Genomic DNA, 17,571 nt, shown 5'->3' with positions numbered 1-17,571 from the left:
GAATAAAAACGCAAGATTGATCTCGTGATGATGGCGAAGGGGAAACACCTGTTTACATACCGAACACAGAAGTAAAGTCCTTCAGCGCTGAAAGTACTTGGTGGGCAACTGCCTGGGAGGATAGGACATCGCGGGGTCTTAAATAATCCTCAGTAGCTCAACGGTGGAGCACTCGGCTGTTAACCGATAGGCTGTAGGTTCGAATCCTACCTGGGGAGCCATTTGAAGACAAACGGATATGGAGAAGCAGAAACTTTCCATATCCGTCTTTTTAAGCCAAGTAATTTGGCCCCTTGGTCAAGCGGTTAAGACACCGCCCTTTCACGGCGGTTACGGGGGTTCGAATCCCCCAGGGGTCACCATTTTTATAACATCATGCGGCCTGGTAGTTCAGTTGGTTAGAATGCCAGCCTGTCACGCTGGAGGTCGAGAGTTCGAGTCTCTTCCAGGTCGCCATTTTTTTATCTTAATATTACCATTTTATGTGACCCATTAGCTCAGTTGGTAGAGCATCTGACTTTTAATCAGGGTGTCGGGCGTTCAAGTCGCCCATGGGTCACCATTTTTTTTATTTGTTTTAGGTTTTATAATTCAATAAGTTTATCATTAAGCTGATGTGGCTCAATTGGCAGAGCAGCTGATTTGTAATCAGCAGGTTGTAGGTTCAAGTCCTATCATCAGCTCCATTTTTATTTTGGGGAGATGCCCGAGTGGCTAAAGGGGGCGGACTGTAAATCCGTTGACGGAGTCTACGATGGTTCGAATCCATCTCTCCCCACCATTATGACGATCGTTGGATCGTTTTTTTTATTGCAAAAAATCAACCCGTATCGTAACGATACGGGTTGATTAGAAAAGACCTCTCAATTAAGAGAGGTCCCAAGGTTCATAATATAGTTATCTACCGCCACAGGCTGTTCTATTTGGATGTCTTGTGACAAAACCATTGATATCTTCTTTTGGGTTGTAAACAGAAAGAATCATTGTTCCTTCATTCAGGTCTAATTTGTGCTCAGAATACTCGGGTAATTTTTCGATTTCCAAAACAGCAGCCTTAGCTTCATCAACATTTGTGAATTCTTCCAGTGAAACTGTAGCAATACCATCATCTGAATAATTTGCAGATTCCATCTTTTTCAGTAAGGTTTTTGAAATATCATTTAACATAGTAACCACCTTTAATCCTTTCATCGATTACGTGACCTATTTTGATTATACGATAACTTTGAGATCTTGTCCACAAGATGTCAAAAATTTACTATTAATCAAAATAGGCGGCTTAAATAAAGCCTCTACTTTATCTTTATATGAAATTATACCCGAAGATTTAAGAAAATAACAAAATCCGGGAAATGTAAGTAAATTTCCCTTCGGGTGATTGACAAAAATGTGAAAAATGAGATACTATAATAAGGATTACAATGTAATTTTGGTAGATTATATTAGGAGATGTTTGAAATGGTAAATTTAACAATTGACAATCAGAAAGTGAGCGTTCCCGAGGGCACTACGATCCTTAACGCCGCTAAAGAAGTAGGGATTGATATCCCGACTTTGTGCTATTTTAAAGGCTTTGATCCTGAAGGAAGCTGCAGGATGTGCCTTGTTGAAGTAGTGGGAGCCAGAAGACTGGAGACCGCTTGTTCAACACCGGTAGGCGAAGGGATGGTCGTCTATACGAATAATGCGGTTGTTCGTAAAGCGCGCCGCTTTGTCTTAAAAATGCTTTTCTCAGATCATACATTTGATTGCTTTACCTGCTACAAATTTGGCACTTGCCGTTTTGTTGATCTTAATGGAAATTGTATCGAGTATGACGAAGTGAAAAGCTTTGGTCAATCTTTGGAAAAAGGTCAGCCAATCGATGATTCAAGTCCTTTTTATACTTATGATCCCAACAAATGTATTTTATGTAATCGTTGCGTTAAGGTTTGTGAACACCTTCAGTGCAATCATGTTTTAGCAAAATGCGACCGTGGTTACGAAACAAATATTAATCCAGTTTTCGATATGCTGCGCGGCGATAAAAACTCAAACTGTGTAAACTGTGGGAATTGTATTGCTGAATGCCCTACAGGTGCACTGGCGCCGAAAAAGTTCATGCCGCTGCCTTATACCGACACGGTAGAAACAATTTGCCCTTATTGTGGCGTAGGCTGTACTTTGAAATTAAAGGTTCGGGATAACAAGATTACAGATGTCATGAGTGTTCCGGGCAATGTTAACAATAATCTTCTTTGTGTTAAGGGGCGCTTTGCCCATGACTTTGTGGCCAGTGAGGATCGTCTGAAAACGCCGCTTATTCGAAAAAATGGCGTTTTGGAAGAAGCAACCTGGGAAGAAGCTTATGATCTGATTACTCAGAAGCTGAAAGAAGCGATTTCAGAAGGCCCGCAGGCTGTTGCAGGTTTTTCGTCAGCCCGCTGTACCAATGAAGAGAACTATTTATTCCAGAAATTTATTCGATCAGTTGGTAAGACGAACAATGTTGACCATTGTGCGCGACTTTGTCATGCCTCTACCGTTGCTGGGCTCGCTAAATCCTTTGGCAGCGGTGCCATGACAAACAGTATCGAAGAAGTTGACGTGATGGATGTTATTCTCGTCAGTGGTTCAAATACCACCGAGACGCATCCGGTCATTGGTGCTAAGATCAAGCAGCGCGTACAGAAAGGCGCGGCGCTGATCGTGGCGGAACCACGTAAAATTGAACTGGCAAAATATGCCGATGTTTATCTTCAGATCAAACCAGGCACCAACGTTGCTTTGTTTAATGGTTTGATGAAAGCAATTCTGGATGAACATCTGGAAGACCGTGATTTTATTAACGAGCGGACTGAAAATTTCGATACGCTTGAAGAATATTTAAATACAATTACAGTAGAAGAATGCGCTGAGATATGTGGTGTAGATCCCGAAGAAATGCGCAAGGCAGCACGTTTATATGCGACTAAGGATAAAGGCGGCATCTTCTATTCAATGGGTGTGACCCAGCACGCTACCGGAACCGATGGCGTTATGAGTACCGCTAATCTGGCAATGATGACTGGCAAGATTGGACGTGAAGGCTGTGGTGTTAACCCGCTTCGTGGTCAGAATAACGTTCAGGGAGCCTGTGATATGGGTGCACTTCCAGGCGATTTTACGGGCTATCAGAAGACGAATAACCCAGATGTTCTTGCCAAATTTGAGCAGGCATGGGGAACAGAGCTGCCGACAAATGCAGGCCATACGATTACGGAAATTGTTGATGATGTGGATAAAAATATCGTGAAGTTTTTATATATTATGGGTGAGAATCCGCTGGTTTCTGATCCCAACACAAATCATGTTAAGGAAGCCTTTGAAAAGGCAAACTTTATCGTACTCCAGGATATTTTCCTGACTGAAACGTCAGAATATGCAGATGTTGTTCTGCCAGCAATGGTTTATGCTGAAAAAGACGGCACATTCACCAATACCGAACGCCGGATACAATTGCTTAGAAAAGCCGTGAAGGCGCCTGGCGTGGCAAAAGAGGACTGGCGAATCATCTGTGAGCTTGCACAGCGTATGGGCGCTGAAGGCTTTAATTTCAGCAGCTCAGCCGAAATTATGGATGAAATCGCATCGGTCACTCCGAGCTACGCCGGCGTGTCACACGAGCGTCTGGAACGCGGCGACCGCATTCAGTGGCCATGTCCTGACAAAGAATCGGAAGGTACTAAATTCCTGCATAAAGGCCAGTTTACACGCGGAAAGGGCATGTTTAATGTTGCGCACTATATTGCGCCGGAAGATCAGCCCGATGAAACCTATCCGATGATTCTGATGACTGGACGTATTCTGCAGCATTATCATACCCGCACGATGACTAAAAGAACAGCGGGGATACAGGAGATCGTAGGGGATCCTTTCTTCGAAATTAATCCCAAAACAGCTGAAGAAAACGGCTTTTCGGAAGGCCAGTTTATTCAGGTAACATCACCAAGAGGCTCTGTAACTGCAAAAGCAGTCTACAATAAAGGAATTCAGGAAAACACCCTGTTTATGCCATTCCATTATGGTGACAAGGGTGCCAATTGTCTGACTGGTGGTAAGGTCGATCCGATCGCTAAAATTCCACCGTTTAAGGTTTGTAAAGTCTTTTTAGAAGAAGCAAAATAAATGTGGGCTCCCTTCATCATGGCTGGTGGTGGAGGGAGTGTTTTCATATTCTGGGAGAAAGACAATGAAAAAGTATAAAACAGCAGCCATCCTGGTTGGTGGAAAAAGCACCAGAATGGGAAAAGATAAAAAAAACCTGGTTATTTCAGGTAAAGCCCTGCTGCAATCCATCATTGACCAGCTGGCCGTCTTGTTTGATGAAATAATCATTGTTGGCTGCAGTGAGGATGAGATTGTTGGTATTCATGGAATTACAGGCGTATATCCGGATATTTTAGATATTTCAGCATCCTTGACAGGAATTTATACCGCTTTGCTTTACAGCCAGTCAGACTATGTTTATATTACAGCCTGTGATATGCCTAATTATGATTTAGTTTTTATTCGGCATATGATGACACTTTTAGAAGAAAATCCTGATAAAAAAGGCTGTGTCACACGTTATAAAGAGTGGATTGAGCCCTTCAATGCCTTTTATTCAAGGGACTTGCTGCCATCAGCAGAGCATTTTTTAAAAAGTGGAAGAAAGAGCGTTTTTCATTATTTAAGCCGGGAAAATATCTATTATATAGCAGAGAAGGATGCCCGGGCTTACACCCCGGATTGGAGCCTTTTTTGTAATTTAAACACCCCTGGCGATTTAACAAAGCACTTAAAAGGAGTTGGCGATGTCAGTGAAGCTGGAAGAAATTGTAAAAATCACGCCGAGAGGCGCCAAAAGGATCTTTGACCCAATGGTTGAGGAGTATCCGGTCACCTTATACCTTAATGGACAGAAAATGATCTCATTGATGAGTACGCCCCAAGATTTAAAAGAGTTGGGCGTCGGCTTTTTTTACCTGAAAGGCCTTATAAAAGATATTCAGCAGGTAAATAAAATAGAAATAGAGCGAAGCACTGTAAAGACAGGAGCGGTTGTTTATATTGACAGCCATGAGAAGACATCAAAATTAAAAGATTTTTTCGAACTGTCTGAGGAGAGTATTCTCACAAGGAATGAAGAAAAAAAGACCTACCCTTTCGAGGCGGATTTTCAAACAGTATTGAGACGATACGGGTTGACCGAAAAGGGCCTTTTTGAAATGATGGAAGGCTTCAGCCAGAAGTCGGAGCTTTTTGTAAAAACTGGCGGAGTGCACAGCATTGGGCTCTACGAAAAGGGTGAGGCCGTACTGTTTTACGATGACGTCAGCCGTTACAATACCTATAATAAGCTGTTTGGCGGTATTTTGCTGAACCGGATTACGCCTGAAAATAAAATGCTTTTAACAACTGGCAGAATTCCAAGCGAGGTAATGACCTGGATTATCCAAAATGATATCCGCTGTGTTTTATCCATTTCTGCGCCCACAAATGGAAGTGTTCAGCTGGCTAGAAAGCATGGAGTGACCCTGATGGGATTTGTAAGGGGAGAGCGCTTGAATTTATACGCCTGAATGTAAAAAATCAGCAGAAAAAGGTTAAAAAAATCTTGACACTGGTGGCGTCATTTGTTATTATAATTGAGCACGTTACATACAGATGCTTTGCTCGTCTGAGTAACGCTGCATTGTGCGGATGTGGCGGAATTGGCAGACGCGCTAGACTTAGGATCTAGTATCTAATGATGTGGGGGTTCGACTCCCTTCATCCGCACCACTTTTAATATAAAACAAACACATTTATATGAAAAAAGTTAAAAAAGTGCTTGACAAAATAAAGGGAAGCGATTATAATAATATATGTTCGCTGATGAAAATTATTCAAGCGAAGTTAAGCGGAAGTGGCTCAGTGGTAGAGCATCGCCTTGCCAAGGCGAGGGTCGCGAGTTCAAATCTCGTCTTCCGCTCCATTTTATTTTTTGGTATTTTGTAGCAGCTTTGGCTGTTTTTTTATTTGCGCTAATATGATCTTGCTAATCAAAGTAACAAAAAAATCCTGCTCTATGCAGGATTTTTTTTGTTTTTACGTCTTAAATTTCTTTTGGCCTGAAAGACAGCAAAGGTCATGGCAACGGTCATGTTCTGGATGCTGCTGTAAAGGGGATGTCGTTTCCCCGGAAGGCCGATATGTCCAAGCGTATCGAGAATATGATTAGGCTTATGATTATTTTTAGGTGTTTTTGAGCCGGTTTCAATGACCAGCCGCTTTCCGGCAATACTGGTCAGCAATATATTGACGATATCATAGGCGCCTTCATAGGCAGTGATCTTATTCCTGTTTTTTTGGATTTGCCGATAATATTTGCCGATAAAATCAGCCGAGAAACCAGGGCTGTTAAAACTGACGCATTGATTGATGAACTCGCCGTTTAGAATAGTGATATACTGCGCATCATTGCCGCCTTTAGAATGGCCTGCTAAATCAAAATTTAAAAAGCCAAATTCTTCCTTGCAGTCTTCATAGAAGCGGAAAGCGTTTTTCTGTTGGTCTGTTTCTGCGGAAAAAGCGCCTTTATAGTTATCAATCCATCCACCAAGGCCAACGGTTCCCCTGAAGGTGATAATGCCTGTTTCAGGCGAATCTGAGGTAAAACAGAGACCATAAAGCCCAGTTCGGGGTTCATCGGCCTGTCTGAGAATCTGGAGTGACATCAGAGCACTGTCTTCCTGAATAAGCTCCAGAGAATGGCGCCACTCTTTGGAGGTCATGGCTGCGTCGCCTGCCAGTTTTGGATAATGGCGGCGGTGAACAGCCACCATCTCAGAAACAGGGATGGGCAGGTCCTCTGGATGGACTGGAAGAGGGAGGGCTGTCAGCTGGCTTAAAAGATTCAACTGGCTGTGACAAAGCATAAGAGGCATCTCCTTTCTGATAAGTGTCAGAAAGCCTTAAAAACTATTCTGATTCCTTTAGCTTTGCCAGGGCTTCTGCAAAAGGATTGTTGACAGCTTCCTGATTTTCTTTTTTCATTTTGCGCATATAATTCTGAGCTTCGCGTTTACTGTTTTTCCGGTTGCCGTCAAAATGTTTTTTGTTAAAGCTAGAAACCTTTTCTCTGAACCCGCAGCGCTTGCAGAAATAAAGAGCACCGTCGCCTTTGCCGCGTATTTCCAGTTTAACGTGACATTCGGGACAGCGGACATTCGTGTTTTTGCTCACATTTTCTCGATAGCCGCAGGTTCTGTCCTGGCACACGAGCATCATACCGTATTTGCCCTTAACTTCAAGCAGATTTTTCCCGCATTCCGGACATTTTTGTCCGCTTTTATTGTCGTGAACAAATTTTTCGTTACTGTTTTTAACATCATTGACCAGTTCAGTGGTGTAGGTTTTAATGTCCGCGATAAAGGCCTCAGGATCGCTTTTCCCTTTGCTGATCAATTCCAGCTGGCGTTCCCACTTTGCGGTCATGAGCGGCGATTTTAAATCAGCAGGAACCAGGTCGATGAGCTGTTTTCCCTTTGAGGTGGGATAAAGGGAGTTTCCCTTTTTTTCAATAACAAACATCTTATATAACTTTTCAATGATGTCGGCTCTGGTGGCAACGGTTCCGATACCGCCGGTTTCACCAAGGGTTTTGGCAGCTTTAGCGTCAACCTTCACTACTTTTTGAGGATTTTCCATGGCGGACAGCAGCGTAGCTTCTGTAAAACGCGCCGGAGGCTTTGTTTCGAGTTCTTTTAGAGAAATCTGGGAGACAGCAAGAGCGTTCCCTTTTTTCAGTGAAGGCAATTGCTGGTCTTCGTTATCCTCATCGTCGTCCTCCTCGGATTGATTTTCATAGACTTTTTTATAACCAAGTGTTATAATTTCACGCCCTTTTGCAGTCAGCGCTTCTCCGGCAATATCAGCTGTGACTGTTGTCTGCAAATATTCATAGGGGGGCAGAAAAACACTGAGAAAGCGCTTGATGACCAGGTCATAAATTTTTCGCTCATCGGTGCTGAGGTTTGCCAGTATCACGCGCTGTTCGGTGGGAATGATCGCATGATGGTCGGAAACTTTCCTGTCATCAACAAAGCTTTTGTTTGTATGGATGCCGAGCTTGAGGATCTCGCTGACAGCCGCTTTATAAGGACCGATGGAAATTGTTTTGAGCCTCTCCGAGAGCGTTGGCACAATGTCCTGTGTCAGGTATTTTGAATCGGTGCGGGGATAGGTTAAAATTTTATGGCTTTCATAAAGGCGCTGCATGATATTCAGGGTTTCTTTCGGACTCATGCCAAAAAGGCGGTTAGCGTCTCTTTGAAGCTCGGTCAAATCATAAAGGCCTGGGGATGTGCTTTTCTTTGGCTTTTTGCTGATATCCTTGATAACAGCGGATTTGCCCTTCATCTTCTGAAATATTTTTTCTGCAGTTTCTTTTGAATTGATGTTCTTTCCATGCTGGCCCTGCCAGGTGAGTGTGAATTGTGGTGTTTTAGCCAGGATATTGTAATAAGGCTTTGGTTTGAAATTTTTAATGGCTTCTTCGCGTTCGACGATCATGTTAAGCGTTGCAGACTGAACACGGCCAGCAGAAAGCTGGGCATTGTATTTAACGGTCAGCGCTCTTGTAATATTAAGCCCAACCAGCCAGTCGCCCTCGGCTCGGCATTGTGCGGCGCGGTAGAGATTATTGAATTCGGTGCCGGGTTTTAAATTTTTAAAGCCCTCTGAGATAGCTTTATCCGTTACGGAGGAGATCCACAGGCGTCTGATTGGTTTATGGCAGTGTGCCTTATCCAGAATCCATCGGGCAACAAGCTCACCTTCACGACCGGCATCGGTCGCGATGACAATATCTTTAACCTCGGAGCGGCCCAGGAGGGAGGAAACAATTTTATACTGCTTTCCACTGCCCTTTAAAACAGTGAGCTTCATGTGCTCCGGCAGCATGGGAAGGGATTCCATATTCCAGTTTTGATATTTTTCGCCATAGGCCTCGGGATCGGCCAGTGATACGAGATGGCCAAGAGCCCAGGTGACAATGTAGCGGTCGTTTTCGAGATAACCATTTTGTCCATTTTTGCATTTCAGGACATGGGCAATATCTTTTCCAACAGAAGGTTTTTCTGCGAGAACAAGGGTTTTGTTTTGTGACATAAAAAGTCCTTTCTGTATTAATAAATGTATAAAATGATAAAAGCGGACCGGAAGGATCCGCTTTTATTATAACATTATTCAAATTATTTTTCCTGAGACTTTTTAGCCTGTTTTTTCGCTTTTTTGTGCAGCTTTCGGATTTTTTTCGTGTGCAGCATTGCCTCACGGTACAGATTCAGAGAATCGGGATCATCCCTGGAAATCATACTTGGGAAAGCGTTGATGATACGGCTGTGTGAATAGCGTCGGAAGGCGGCCTTTTCAGATAGTCGGCCCGTAAACTCATCAACATGCTTCTGAACATCGTCTTTGGCTGTTTCGAGAAGCTCATGCTGTGCATTTCGGACGTCTGCAATCTTTTGGGTGAGCTGTCCCTTTGTCTCCACGCCCTTTTCCTTAAGGTCGTCAGTGACACTGGTTGCCAGCTCAGATACACGGTTAAGCTTGTTCTTAAAGTTGAGGGTTTCCAATGTAGAGGTAACCAGATCGGCAATCATAAGCACGGCAAGAGAGGTCGCCAGGACTTCAAGCCAAAAGGGTGAAAAACGTGAGATGATACGCTCCACAAACGGGTGGACAAGATACATCAGAGTAAGTGCCATCACACCGAAAAGCAGCGAGTTTCTGAGACAGACACGGCCATTGATGTTAAATTTACGATTTGAGTAGTCCCACCATTTTGCGTGGAACAGCTTTTCCATGGCCCAGCTCGTAATGTATTCCAGTACAGAGGTCGAGACGACACCTACGAAAAATACGCTGACAGGGTCGTTAATGTATGGTCCTAAAATAGAAACAATGATGATTGCGCCAACCCCATATATCGGGCAGTATGGGCCATTTAAAAAACCTCTGTTAATAAACTTTTTCTTTGGAATAGAGCAGAATACAACTTCGCAGCACCATCCGATAACGGCGTAAAGAAAAAAGTATGTGAAAAGCAGGCATAAGTTATAGTACATTCGGTTTTCCTTTCTATAAAAGTTATTCCCTAGTATTATACCATAATTTTATAATGGCTAACATTAACAGTTTTTCAAGATTTATTCAAGAATAAAATACTGGGAATTTTAAGTGTGACCGGTTATAATGAAGAAAAAAGGAGATGAAAAAGATGATCGTGAATTTTGGCTCTTTAAATATTGATTATGTCTATTCCATGGAAAAAATCGTACGTCCGGGTGAGACGCTATCCTCAAAGGAGCGCTCGGTTTTTCCAGGAGGAAAGGGGCTTAACCAGTCTGTCGCTTTGGCGCACGCCGGGGCTGAGGTACGTCATGCGGGATTCGCCGGGAGCGAGGACGCTCAGTTTCTGGTCGATATTATGGAAGCGAGCGGAGTAGGGACAGGGCTGCTTCAGAGGGTTGCGGAGACAAACGGACATGCGGTTATTCAGGTAGATGAGCATGGCGAGAACTGTATTATCCTGTATCGGGGAACCAATGGCATGCCAGACAGTGCTTATGTTGAGAAGGTTGGAAAAACACTTCATGAGGGTGACCTGGTTCTGTTCCAAAACGAGACAAGTGCTATTGCGGAAATGATGCGGACGGCAAAAGAGAAGAGGGCCAGAATTGCATTGAATCCATCTCCGATGGATAATGACTGCCTGAATCTGCCGCTGGAGCTGGTGGATATTTTTCTGCTCAATGAGATTGAGGGAGCGGCACTGACTGGAGAAAAAGAGCCCGATAAAATCCTCTCAGGGCTACTTAAACGTTTCCCAAAAGCAAAAATTGTTTTAACTCTTGGAAGTGAAGGGGCAATGTTTGCGGATTCATATAAAAGTTTTTTCCAGCCCGTGGTGGAATGCGAAAAAGTGGTGGATACGACGGGCGCGGGAGATACGTTTACTGGTTACTATCTGGCTGGAATTGAAGCGGGAATGAGTGATGAAGAGGCAATTTACAGAGCGGCGACTGCCTCATCCATTTGTATTACCCGAATGGGTGCTGCGCCGTCAATCCCTTTGAAAGAAGAGGTGGATACGAAAGCAGGTATACGCTGAAACGACTTATACCGATTATAAGATAACAAAAAAGACCCATTGATGGGTCTTTTTTATGCTTCTACAATTTCAATCCACAGCCCCTTCTGATCCGGGGTTAAATTCAGGTTTTCTAGAGTTGTGGGCTCAGGCAGCGGTTTTTCCAAAATAAAACATTCGTTTATCCATTTTCCAAGAACTTCGGCGGCAATATCGAAAGCCTTTGGAAGGTCGGCCGCTTTTATAGGAATGCCTTCAACGCCGAGATCCGGAAAACCAAAGGTAATACTATCTTCACTTTTAAGTGTAAAAACAGCGGGATAAGCATAGGTCAGCTTTTCTGTGTTGTCCATGAGTCGGTTCCTTTCTTTTAGGGTGTAGCGGCAAGCGGCTCTGACCGCGGGATAAAGATCGTATTGCCGCCGTTGTTTTCAGCAGGTGTCCGCTGTTTGAAACCAGCGGACTTATTGTCAATCATCTCAATATCCTTTCTGAGCACATCCAGCACGAGTTTGCAGTCATCCAGAGCCCGGTGGTTCTGCATATCACAGTCCGCGGCCCTTTGGAGAGCAATCTGGTTGATGTCTTCCACCAACCCCATATGAATTTTTTGTGCACAGCAGAATTTGCAGTTCAGATCGATGCCTGTGGAATCAATGGATTTTCTCAGCAGTACAGAATCATAGTCAATGCCCCAAGACATCAGTGTTTTTCCGGCGATCAGATCATGCAGATCACGCATTACCTGATGGATGGAAGGCTTGTCCATGACCATCTGATTGGTAATGCCGGTAAGTGAGCTGATACGCCAGTTGATTTTGTGGCTGGGCTTTACCAGGCTGTTATACACAGTGGTACCCTTGCAGTCGATGACGGCAATCTCGATAAGCTCATCCGGGCACTGGACTGCCTCGGTATCAAAAATAAAGTACTCGGAGGGCCCTTTCAGATCCTCGCGGATACGTTTGAGATGAGTCTTGGCATAGCGTTTGTTTTCCGCGATGCGGCGTCTGCGCATTTCTTCATGCATTCGCTGGCGCTCTTCATAGGCAAGAATAATGGGGGTCAGCTCATTTTTGCTGGCGTTCAGCTCTTTAGCGATAGCCTCATTGCTTAAACCTTGTCGCCTGAGCGTATTATACCATTTTTTCAGAAAGGAATTGAGCTTGTCATAAGGATAATGCATTTCTTTTGCGATTTGCTTATTTGAATATTTTCTTTGGCGGAGCTCTTTGTACTTTAAAAGCTCAAGCTCCTGTTTTTCCTGACGTTTTCTTTTAATTTCGGCATCGCGCCTTTTTTTGAGCTCTTTAAAAACCGGATGAACAGGGGTGATATTTCCCTGATTAATCCACATTTCAAAAAGTTCAAAAAGCTTTTTTTCGCTGATGTTCATAACTTTGAGAATATGAGGAAGAGGTTTTGTCTGAACTTTTTTAAATTGGCATAGCATAGATTTCATGATAAATGTCCTTAAATATCAATTAGCAGTCTTTTTTAATTAAAAAGCAGATGTCAGAGGTATCGAGAAGTTTGAGAAGTCTGTCCGCTTTTATTAAATTCTTTTCAATAATATTTGTGTCAATACCTGCAAGCCGTACGGTTATGGTTGCCAGGAAGTTGATAAAATCCTTTGATTTTACAGGATCCAAGGTTTCAAAGCAGTCTTTCAGAAGATATTTCCTTGCCCCATACTCAGCGATCATCAGCTTTTGAAACACTTCCTTTTGGATGTGCAAGTCAAACTCTGAAATAACGGCCATCATGGATTCACGCACAAACTGGTGTGTTTCCTTTAAAACCAGATCTTTGGTGAGAAGGAGTTCGTAGAGGCTTTTATTTGCTGGATCTTCAAAAATTTTAATATAAAAAATATGATTGAACAAAATATGCTTTTGAAGATGGTTTTCCAGCTGTGCTGCAAGCTGATCATCAACCATTTCGTTGATCGCGAGTATAAATTCGTGGTAAATACTGCCAACCAGTGCTTCTTTTTTATAATAGTAATTAACCAGTCCGACTGGAATATCGGCCTTTTCAGCGATCATCGCAATGGTCGTCTGGCGGTAGCCATATCTATAAAAAAGCTCCCTTGAAGTTTGTAAAATTTTCTTCTTTGTTTCAATGCCATTTTTATATTGTGCCATAGTATCCTCGATTTTAAACTATTTTAATTATTATAACATAATTGTTTACAAACCGCACGATTTAAAGGATGAAAATGTTATTTTGTAAAAAAAATAAATTTAAGATAAAATACTTGACAAAAAAACGGTCGGAGTATATTATATTGAATATAAAATTGAATATAAAATTTTATATTCAAAAATAGGGAGGGGAAATTATGAGTGATGCGAACGTTATGAAGTTGTGTGAAGAGAGAGAAAAGCGCTACATTCAGGCGGTTAGTCTTGAGCAGCCAGACAGGGTGCCCCATGAAACAAGGTTTGGTGAATACTGGGCCATTGATTACGCTGGATATCCGATTAAGGGTTCGACAGTCGATCCTAAAATCATGGGTGAGGCCATGGAAAAGCTGGCCCGGGATTTTGCAACAGATACAGCGCCGTTTTTATTTTCAAGAAATCCTTTGTTTTACAAATCATTACAATCACAGAGCTTTAATGAAGGGAAAACAGGCATCATGCAGCACCCTGAAGTATGCTGTATGAAAACAGAGGAATACGACGAATTGATTGCAGATCCTTTTAAGTGTATTGTCGACAGGATACTGCCTAGAGTTTACAAGGCTTTAGACCCGGCCAATGGCAGCAGCAGCGTTTCGCTGGTACGGGCCATGAGTATTCAGAATGATATGAATACGCCGATTTTGATGGAAGCAGCCCGGGTGAGCCAGAAATATGGCCTTCCTTTGACCGGTGGAGGACTTGTCGAGGCACCGATGGATTATATCGCCGATATGATCCGCGGGTTCTCTGCCATAACCATGGACATTCGGAGACAGCCTGAGAAGGTGGCAGCAGCAGCGGAAGCGGTGATGCCCTTGATGGACCGGCTGGCAGCGCAGCTCCCGGCAGTACCGGGCAAGCTGGTGAGTATGCCGCTCCATATGCCTGTATTTATGCGGGAAAAGGACTTTGCAAAACTCTGGTGGCCAAGCTTTAAAGAGCTGGTGGAACGGATGGCGGCAAGAGGACAATACATGCGCATTTATTTTGAGGGGGATTGGACGCGTTACTACGACTATCTGCAGGATTTGCCAAAGGGCCGTATCCTTGGTGTTTTTGAATACATGGATCATCAGCTGGCTAAGGACAAGCTTGGAAAGGTGATGTGTATTACCGGCGGTTACGATGTATCGCTTCTGCAGTATGGAACAAGGCAGGCGGTTATCGATGAGGCCAAAAAGCAAATGGATATTCTGGCACCCGGCGGAGGCTATATTTTCACGGTTTCCAAAGGCATTACATACCCCAATGACGGAACACCTGAAAATGTTAAGGCATTGTACGAATTTGTGGAAGAATACGGAAAATATTAGGAGGTCAATCATGAATCAGGAAGTAAACTATCTGGCGAGCTGGGAAGAATACTGTGAGGCTAACGGTCTGGATTATGAGGAAAATGTTTATCTGGAGCCATACTGGCAGGCAACGCAGGAAAAACTGTTCGGATTTATCATCAAGCTTTTGATATGAAAAGATACGGTAGAGAGGGAGAAAAAATAATGAATGATACAAGAGGAAAACTGGGGAATTTTGTAAAATTTTCCTATGGCTTTGCAGATGTTGGATTCCAGATGATGGTAACTCTGTCAAATTCCTATCTGTTGATCTTTTTTACCGATGTAGCTGGTATTTCGGCGGTAACGGCAGGGATCATCATGACTGTAGGGCGGATTATAGACACCATCAGTGTTCCGATTTTAGGGCCGTTTATCGAAAAAAGCCATCTGCCCTGGGGCAAGTACCGGTCGTGGCTGTTTATCGGTGCGATATGTATATTTATCACCAACGCGATTTTATTTGTTAATCTGAGCTTTTTGCCGCAGGCGGCATTGATTGCAGTAGGAGCCATTGTATATGCGGTTTTCTGTATTTCAACGAATGTGGCCTACATTGGCTATACCTCCATGAACTCATCCCTAACCGATGATCCCAAGGAAAAGGTGCAGCTTTCCACCTTCCGTGGCCAGGGGGCTGCCATTGGTAAAATTATTGCCGGCTGGACGCTGATTCCAATGATTTATTTCTTTGGCGGCGCGAACGCTTATACCGAGCAGGGATTCCTGGTGACAGCTGTTTTCGTGGGCCTGATGATCGTCTTTACCTATCTGACTCTTTTCTTTGCAACTAAAGACCGCAAAGTTATGAGCAGTAAGGAAGAAATTAAGGACACTAAAAATAATGGGCCTTCCGTGAAGGATATGCTCAAACAGATTGTGACAACACGGCCGCTGCTGCTGCTTTTCCTGACCGACGTTACCCGGATTCTAGCAAGCCTTTTGGTATTTTCGATGTTCCCATACTTTTTTAAATATGTGGTCAACGATCCGGCCAAGGTTGCTGTATTCTTTGGTTCTGTTAATATTCTTTTGTTCATCGGGGCGACGCTGGTTCCATTTATCACTAAAAAGCTCAGCAAGAGAACGACCTATATGTGCGGCAACGCTGTGATGGCGGTATGTTTTGTACTGATGTTTTTAAACAGCGGAAATCCCACACTGGTTACGATTCTGGCGTCCATCGGGTACCTGGGTTATTCCCTTGGGAATGTTGTGAATACAGCCATGTACGCAGACATTGTTGACTTTGGTGAGTATAGAACCGGTAAAAACGCCAGAGCAGCAATCTTTAGCGTATTCCAGCTGTCCATTAAGGTTGCAGCTGTCTTTTCAACCAGCATCGCTGCCTTCGGGCTGGCATCAACCGGCTTTCAGGCCGGGGTTGAACCAACAGCCCAGGTGGTGAGCGGCATTAACATGATCTCGATGCTGCTGCCGGCAGGATTACTCCTTGTTGGCGTTGTATTTTTGTTTTTCTACAATATCAATGAAAAAGAACTGCCAGAAATGCGTGAAGAGATGATGAACCGGAAAAATTAAGTTCGGGTGGAACAGAGGGAGACAAATGGAGAATAATTTACATAAAATGACAGAGGAACGAAATCAGCTTTATATGGATGTGCGCGCAGGTAAAATACCAAAGCGCGTGCCCATCAACCTGAACATGGATGGCGCGGCGGCCTTGGAATACGCCGGTTATGATCTTAAGACACAGCAGTATGATATAAAATACCTGATCGACGCCATGGAAAAAGCAGCGCAGGACTTTGAGAGCGATAATCTCGGCGTAACAGCCGTCCGTTTTGCCCACTTTTATAAAATTTTGGGGGCAAAGCATTTTGTGATGGGGACAGATGGTTTTCTACAGCACCCTGAGATTGCGGCCATGGAACCCAAAGAATACGACGTTCTGATCGCAGAGCCCTATCAATTTTTATGGGACAGCGTTATCCCAAGACTGTATACTGAGCTGGATAAGCCTTGGCCCTTGTCCTCGGCAGCGCTGGCAAAGGGCTTCCATACCTTTTACAGCACCATGGGGCAGATTGGGGCCGCTAAAAATGAGCTGTGCCTGAAATATGGGAAGTCAAATCTTGGAGGAGCCTTTGCCCAGACCGACGCTCCCTTTGATTTTATCGCTGACCTGCTGAGATCCTTCACGGGCATGATGATGGATATCCGGCGTGTGCCGGACAAAGTGGAGGCTGCCTGCGAAGCGATTCTGCCGTTGATGATCAAGACTGGCGCCAAGGGAACGCCGAAAAAGGCAGGGGGCTGTATGATTCCGCTGCACATGGCGCCTTATATGAAGGAAAAGGATTTTGAACGCTTTTATTGGCCGACCTTTAAAAAGCTGGTGGAGGAGCTGGTAAAAACAAATACGAACGTCTCGATTTTCCTCGAGCATGACTTCACACGCTTTCTTGATTATATTCGTGAGCTGCCCGCAGGATGCCAGCTGATGGCTGAGTTTGGAGATCCGAAGGTCTTTAAGGAAAAACTGGGAGACAAGTTCATACTTACTGGCTTCTATCCGCTGGCAATGCTGAAGACAGGAACACTGAATGAGATTCAGGACAAGGCAAAAGAAATCATTGACATTTTGGCACCTGGAGGGCGCTATATCTTCAGCCTGGATAAATCCATTCTCAGAGTCAGCGATGTGGAAATTGATAAATATCAGGCACTGCTGCGTTTTGTGAAAGAATACGCGGTTTATTAGGAGGCAGGAATGGAGATTAAATCAGAGTATTACAATAATTTAGACGAAAATATGGAAAAGTATGGCATTGCGGAAGAAGATATTCCCATGGCGGAGGACACCTTCCAGGCGCTGGAGGAGCAGATGTTCAGCTTTGCAATGTTTATGCTAATGTGAAATGAAAATAAGCCTGCCCCCATTGTG

At 43.8% G+C, this 17,571-nt stretch carries 16 protein-coding genes, 8 tRNA genes and 1 rRNA gene; 18 read left to right on the top strand and 7 right to left on the bottom strand.

The features are described from left to right. Positions 1–20 precede the first annotated feature (20 nt). From rrf to FYJ53_RS14345, 7 genes are all read left to right on the top strand, one after another. A 5S ribosomal RNA gene (gene rrf, locus FYJ53_RS14375) occupies positions 21–137 on the top strand. 9 nt (positions 138–146) lie between these two features. Further along, a tRNA-Asn gene (locus FYJ53_RS14370) sits at positions 147–221 on the top strand. A gap of 66 nt (positions 222–287) precedes the next feature. Continuing rightward, positions 288–362: transfer RNA gene (locus FYJ53_RS14365), tRNA-Glu, on the top strand. 17 nt (positions 363–379) lie between these two features. Beyond that, a tRNA-Asp gene (locus FYJ53_RS14360) sits at positions 380–456 on the top strand. Positions 457–486: 30 nt separating this feature from the next. Further along, positions 487–562 (top strand) — tRNA-Lys (locus FYJ53_RS14355). A 48-nt stretch (positions 563–610) separates the two neighbouring features. Beyond that, positions 611–686, top strand: a tRNA-Thr gene (locus FYJ53_RS14350). Positions 687–696: 10 nt separating this feature from the next. Next, positions 697–781: transfer RNA gene (locus tag FYJ53_RS14345), tRNA-Tyr, on the top strand. A gap of 116 nt (positions 782–897) precedes the next feature. On the opposite strand, the gene FYJ53_RS14340 is transcribed toward FYJ53_RS14345, so the two are convergent. Beyond that, complete coding sequence (locus FYJ53_RS14340; RefSeq protein WP_013379306.1) at positions 898–1,167, bottom strand: hypothetical protein; 270 nt, start codon at positions 1,165–1,167, stop codon at positions 898–900. Between the two features lie 291 nt (positions 1,168–1,458). On the opposite strand from FYJ53_RS14340, the gene fdhF reads away from it, so the two are divergent. From fdhF to FYJ53_RS14315, 5 genes are all read left to right on the top strand, one after another. After that, complete coding sequence (fdhF, locus tag FYJ53_RS14335; protein WP_013379307.1) at positions 1,459–4,146, top strand: formate dehydrogenase subunit alpha; 2,688 nt, start codon at positions 1,459–1,461, stop codon at positions 4,144–4,146. Between the two features lie 64 nt (positions 4,147–4,210). Next, on the top strand, positions 4,211–4,876 hold the full coding sequence (locus tag FYJ53_RS14330) for a molybdenum cofactor guanylyltransferase (RefSeq protein WP_090413396.1): 666 nt from the start codon (positions 4,211–4,213) through the stop codon (positions 4,874–4,876). Beyond that, complete coding sequence (locus tag FYJ53_RS14325) at positions 4,815–5,582, top strand: formate dehydrogenase accessory sulfurtransferase FdhD (RefSeq protein ID WP_148428766.1); 768 nt, start codon at positions 4,815–4,817, stop codon at positions 5,580–5,582. Before FYJ53_RS14330 ends, FYJ53_RS14325 begins: the two co-directional genes overlap by 62 nt. A 117-nt stretch (positions 5,583–5,699) precedes the next feature. After that, positions 5,700–5,784: transfer RNA gene (locus tag FYJ53_RS14320), tRNA-Leu, on the top strand. A 118-nt stretch (positions 5,785–5,902) separates the two neighbouring features. Beyond that, positions 5,903–5,977, top strand: a tRNA-Gly gene (locus FYJ53_RS14315). A 91-nt stretch (positions 5,978–6,068) separates the two neighbouring features. Here FYJ53_RS14315 and FYJ53_RS14310 read toward each other — a convergent pair. The 3 genes from FYJ53_RS14310 to FYJ53_RS14300 all read right to left on the bottom strand — a co-directional run bounded on the left by FYJ53_RS14310 (position 6,069) and on the right by FYJ53_RS14300 (position 10,115). Further along, positions 6,069–6,920, bottom strand: coding sequence for an Mbeg1-like protein (locus tag FYJ53_RS14310; RefSeq protein WP_187367935.1), 852 nt, complete (start codon positions 6,918–6,920; stop codon positions 6,069–6,071). Positions 6,921–6,963: 43 nt separating this feature from the next. Then, positions 6,964–9,153, bottom strand: a complete 2,190-nt coding sequence (locus FYJ53_RS14305; RefSeq protein WP_148428762.1) for a DNA topoisomerase III — start codon at positions 9,151–9,153, stop codon at positions 6,964–6,966. A gap of 83 nt (positions 9,154–9,236) precedes the next feature. Further along, the gene (locus FYJ53_RS14300; protein WP_148428760.1) at positions 9,237–10,115 is read right to left on the bottom strand and encodes a putative ABC transporter permease; all 879 of its coding nucleotides are present in this window, start codon (positions 10,113–10,115) and stop codon (positions 9,237–9,239) included. A gap of 152 nt (positions 10,116–10,267) precedes the next feature. Between FYJ53_RS14300 and FYJ53_RS14295 the strand changes: the two genes are divergently transcribed. Further along, the gene (locus tag FYJ53_RS14295; protein WP_013379326.1) at positions 10,268–11,161 is read left to right on the top strand and encodes a ribokinase; all 894 of its coding nucleotides are present in this window, start codon (positions 10,268–10,270) and stop codon (positions 11,159–11,161) included. 53 nt (positions 11,162–11,214) lie between these two features. Here the strand turns inward: FYJ53_RS14295 and FYJ53_RS14290 are convergent, their stop codons facing one another. Genes FYJ53_RS14290 through FYJ53_RS14280 form a run of 3 tightly spaced genes read right to left on the bottom strand, consistent with a single transcriptional unit; the run spans position 11,215 to position 13,287 of the window. Further along, positions 11,215–11,493: a hypothetical protein gene (locus tag FYJ53_RS14290; protein ID WP_013379327.1), complete on the bottom strand. Its 279-nt coding sequence runs from the start codon at positions 11,491–11,493 to the stop codon at positions 11,215–11,217. Positions 11,494–11,510: 17 nt separating this feature from the next. After that, positions 11,511–12,602 (bottom strand): PolC-type DNA polymerase III, encoded by a 1,092-nt coding sequence (locus FYJ53_RS14285; RefSeq protein ID WP_041689826.1) that lies wholly within the window; start codon positions 12,600–12,602, stop codon positions 11,511–11,513. Between the two features lie 22 nt (positions 12,603–12,624). Continuing rightward, positions 12,625–13,287 (bottom strand): TetR/AcrR family transcriptional regulator, encoded by a 663-nt coding sequence (locus FYJ53_RS14280; RefSeq protein WP_013379328.1) that lies wholly within the window; start codon positions 13,285–13,287, stop codon positions 12,625–12,627. A 197-nt stretch (positions 13,288–13,484) separates the two neighbouring features. Between FYJ53_RS14280 and FYJ53_RS14275 the strand changes: the two genes are divergently transcribed. Genes FYJ53_RS14275 through FYJ53_RS21175 form a run of 5 tightly spaced genes read left to right on the top strand, consistent with a single transcriptional unit; the run spans position 13,485 to position 17,544 of the window. After that, positions 13,485–14,642 (top strand): uroporphyrinogen decarboxylase family protein, encoded by a 1,158-nt coding sequence (locus FYJ53_RS14275; RefSeq protein ID WP_013379330.1) that lies wholly within the window; start codon positions 13,485–13,487, stop codon positions 14,640–14,642. A gap of 10 nt (positions 14,643–14,652) precedes the next feature. Beyond that, positions 14,653–14,799 carry a hypothetical protein gene (locus tag FYJ53_RS21180; RefSeq protein WP_013379331.1) on the top strand — a complete coding sequence of 49 codons (147 nt, stop codon included), beginning with the start codon at positions 14,653–14,655 and terminating at the stop codon, positions 14,797–14,799. A 29-nt stretch (positions 14,800–14,828) separates the two neighbouring features. Further along, entirely contained in the window at positions 14,829–16,205 is a 1,377-nt protein-coding gene (locus FYJ53_RS14270; protein ID WP_013379332.1) for an MFS transporter, read from the top strand. Between the two features lie 25 nt (positions 16,206–16,230). Beyond that, complete coding sequence (locus FYJ53_RS14265) at positions 16,231–17,388, top strand: uroporphyrinogen decarboxylase family protein (protein ID WP_148428758.1); 1,158 nt, start codon at positions 16,231–16,233, stop codon at positions 17,386–17,388. Positions 17,389–17,397: 9 nt separating this feature from the next. Beyond that, positions 17,398–17,544 (top strand): hypothetical protein, encoded by a 147-nt coding sequence (locus tag FYJ53_RS21175; protein ID WP_013379334.1) that lies wholly within the window; start codon positions 17,398–17,400, stop codon positions 17,542–17,544. Positions 17,545–17,571 lie beyond the last annotated feature (27 nt).

This window comes from Eubacterium sp. BL-380-WT-2B (genome assembly GCF_009696115.1).
Classification (GTDB): domain Bacteria; phylum Bacillota; class Clostridia; order Eubacteriales; family Eubacteriaceae; genus Eubacterium; species Eubacterium callanderi.
Note: the sequence above shows the minus strand (reverse complement) of the source record. Positions and strands in the feature narration are given on the sequence as shown.

Excerpts from the sequence above, each read along its gene's own strand:
- FYJ53_RS14270 (WP_013379332.1), top strand. The coding sequence starts at position 14,829 with ATGAATGATACAAGAGGAAAACTGGGGAATTTTGTAAAATTTTCCTAT.
- FYJ53_RS14325 (WP_148428766.1), top strand. The coding sequence starts at position 4,815 with ATGTCAGTGAAGCTGGAAGAAATTGTAAAAATCACGCCGAGAGGCGCC.
- FYJ53_RS14265 (WP_148428758.1), top strand. The coding sequence starts at position 16,231 with ATGGAGAATAATTTACATAAAATGACAGAGGAACGAAATCAGCTTTAT.
- FYJ53_RS14290 (WP_013379327.1), bottom strand. The coding sequence starts at position 11,493 with ATGGACAACACAGAAAAGCTGACCTATGCTTATCCCGCTGTTTTTACA.
- FYJ53_RS14300 (WP_148428760.1), bottom strand. The coding sequence starts at position 10,115 with ATGTACTATAACTTATGCCTGCTTTTCACATACTTTTTTCTTTACGCC.
- FYJ53_RS14295 (WP_013379326.1), top strand. The coding sequence starts at position 10,268 with ATGATCGTGAATTTTGGCTCTTTAAATATTGATTATGTCTATTCCATG.
- FYJ53_RS14330 (WP_090413396.1), top strand. The coding sequence starts at position 4,211 with ATGAAAAAGTATAAAACAGCAGCCATCCTGGTTGGTGGAAAAAGCACC.
- FYJ53_RS14340 (WP_013379306.1), bottom strand. The coding sequence starts at position 1,167 with ATGTTAAATGATATTTCAAAAACCTTACTGAAAAAGATGGAATCTGCA.
- FYJ53_RS14280 (WP_013379328.1), bottom strand. The coding sequence starts at position 13,287 with ATGGCACAATATAAAAATGGCATTGAAACAAAGAAGAAAATTTTACAA.
- FYJ53_RS14275 (WP_013379330.1), top strand. The coding sequence starts at position 13,485 with ATGAGTGATGCGAACGTTATGAAGTTGTGTGAAGAGAGAGAAAAGCGC.
- FYJ53_RS14305 (WP_148428762.1), bottom strand. The coding sequence starts at position 9,153 with ATGTCACAAAACAAAACCCTTGTTCTCGCAGAAAAACCTTCTGTTGGA.
- FYJ53_RS21175 (WP_013379334.1), top strand. The coding sequence starts at position 17,398 with ATGGAGATTAAATCAGAGTATTACAATAATTTAGACGAAAATATGGAA.
- FYJ53_RS14310 (WP_187367935.1), bottom strand. The coding sequence starts at position 6,920 with ATGCTTTGTCACAGCCAGTTGAATCTTTTAAGCCAGCTGACAGCCCTC.
- fdhF (WP_013379307.1), top strand. The coding sequence starts at position 1,459 with ATGGTAAATTTAACAATTGACAATCAGAAAGTGAGCGTTCCCGAGGGC.
- FYJ53_RS21180 (WP_013379331.1), top strand. The coding sequence starts at position 14,653 with ATGAATCAGGAAGTAAACTATCTGGCGAGCTGGGAAGAATACTGTGAG.
- FYJ53_RS14285 (WP_041689826.1), bottom strand. The coding sequence starts at position 12,602 with ATGAAATCTATGCTATGCCAATTTAAAAAAGTTCAGACAAAACCTCTT.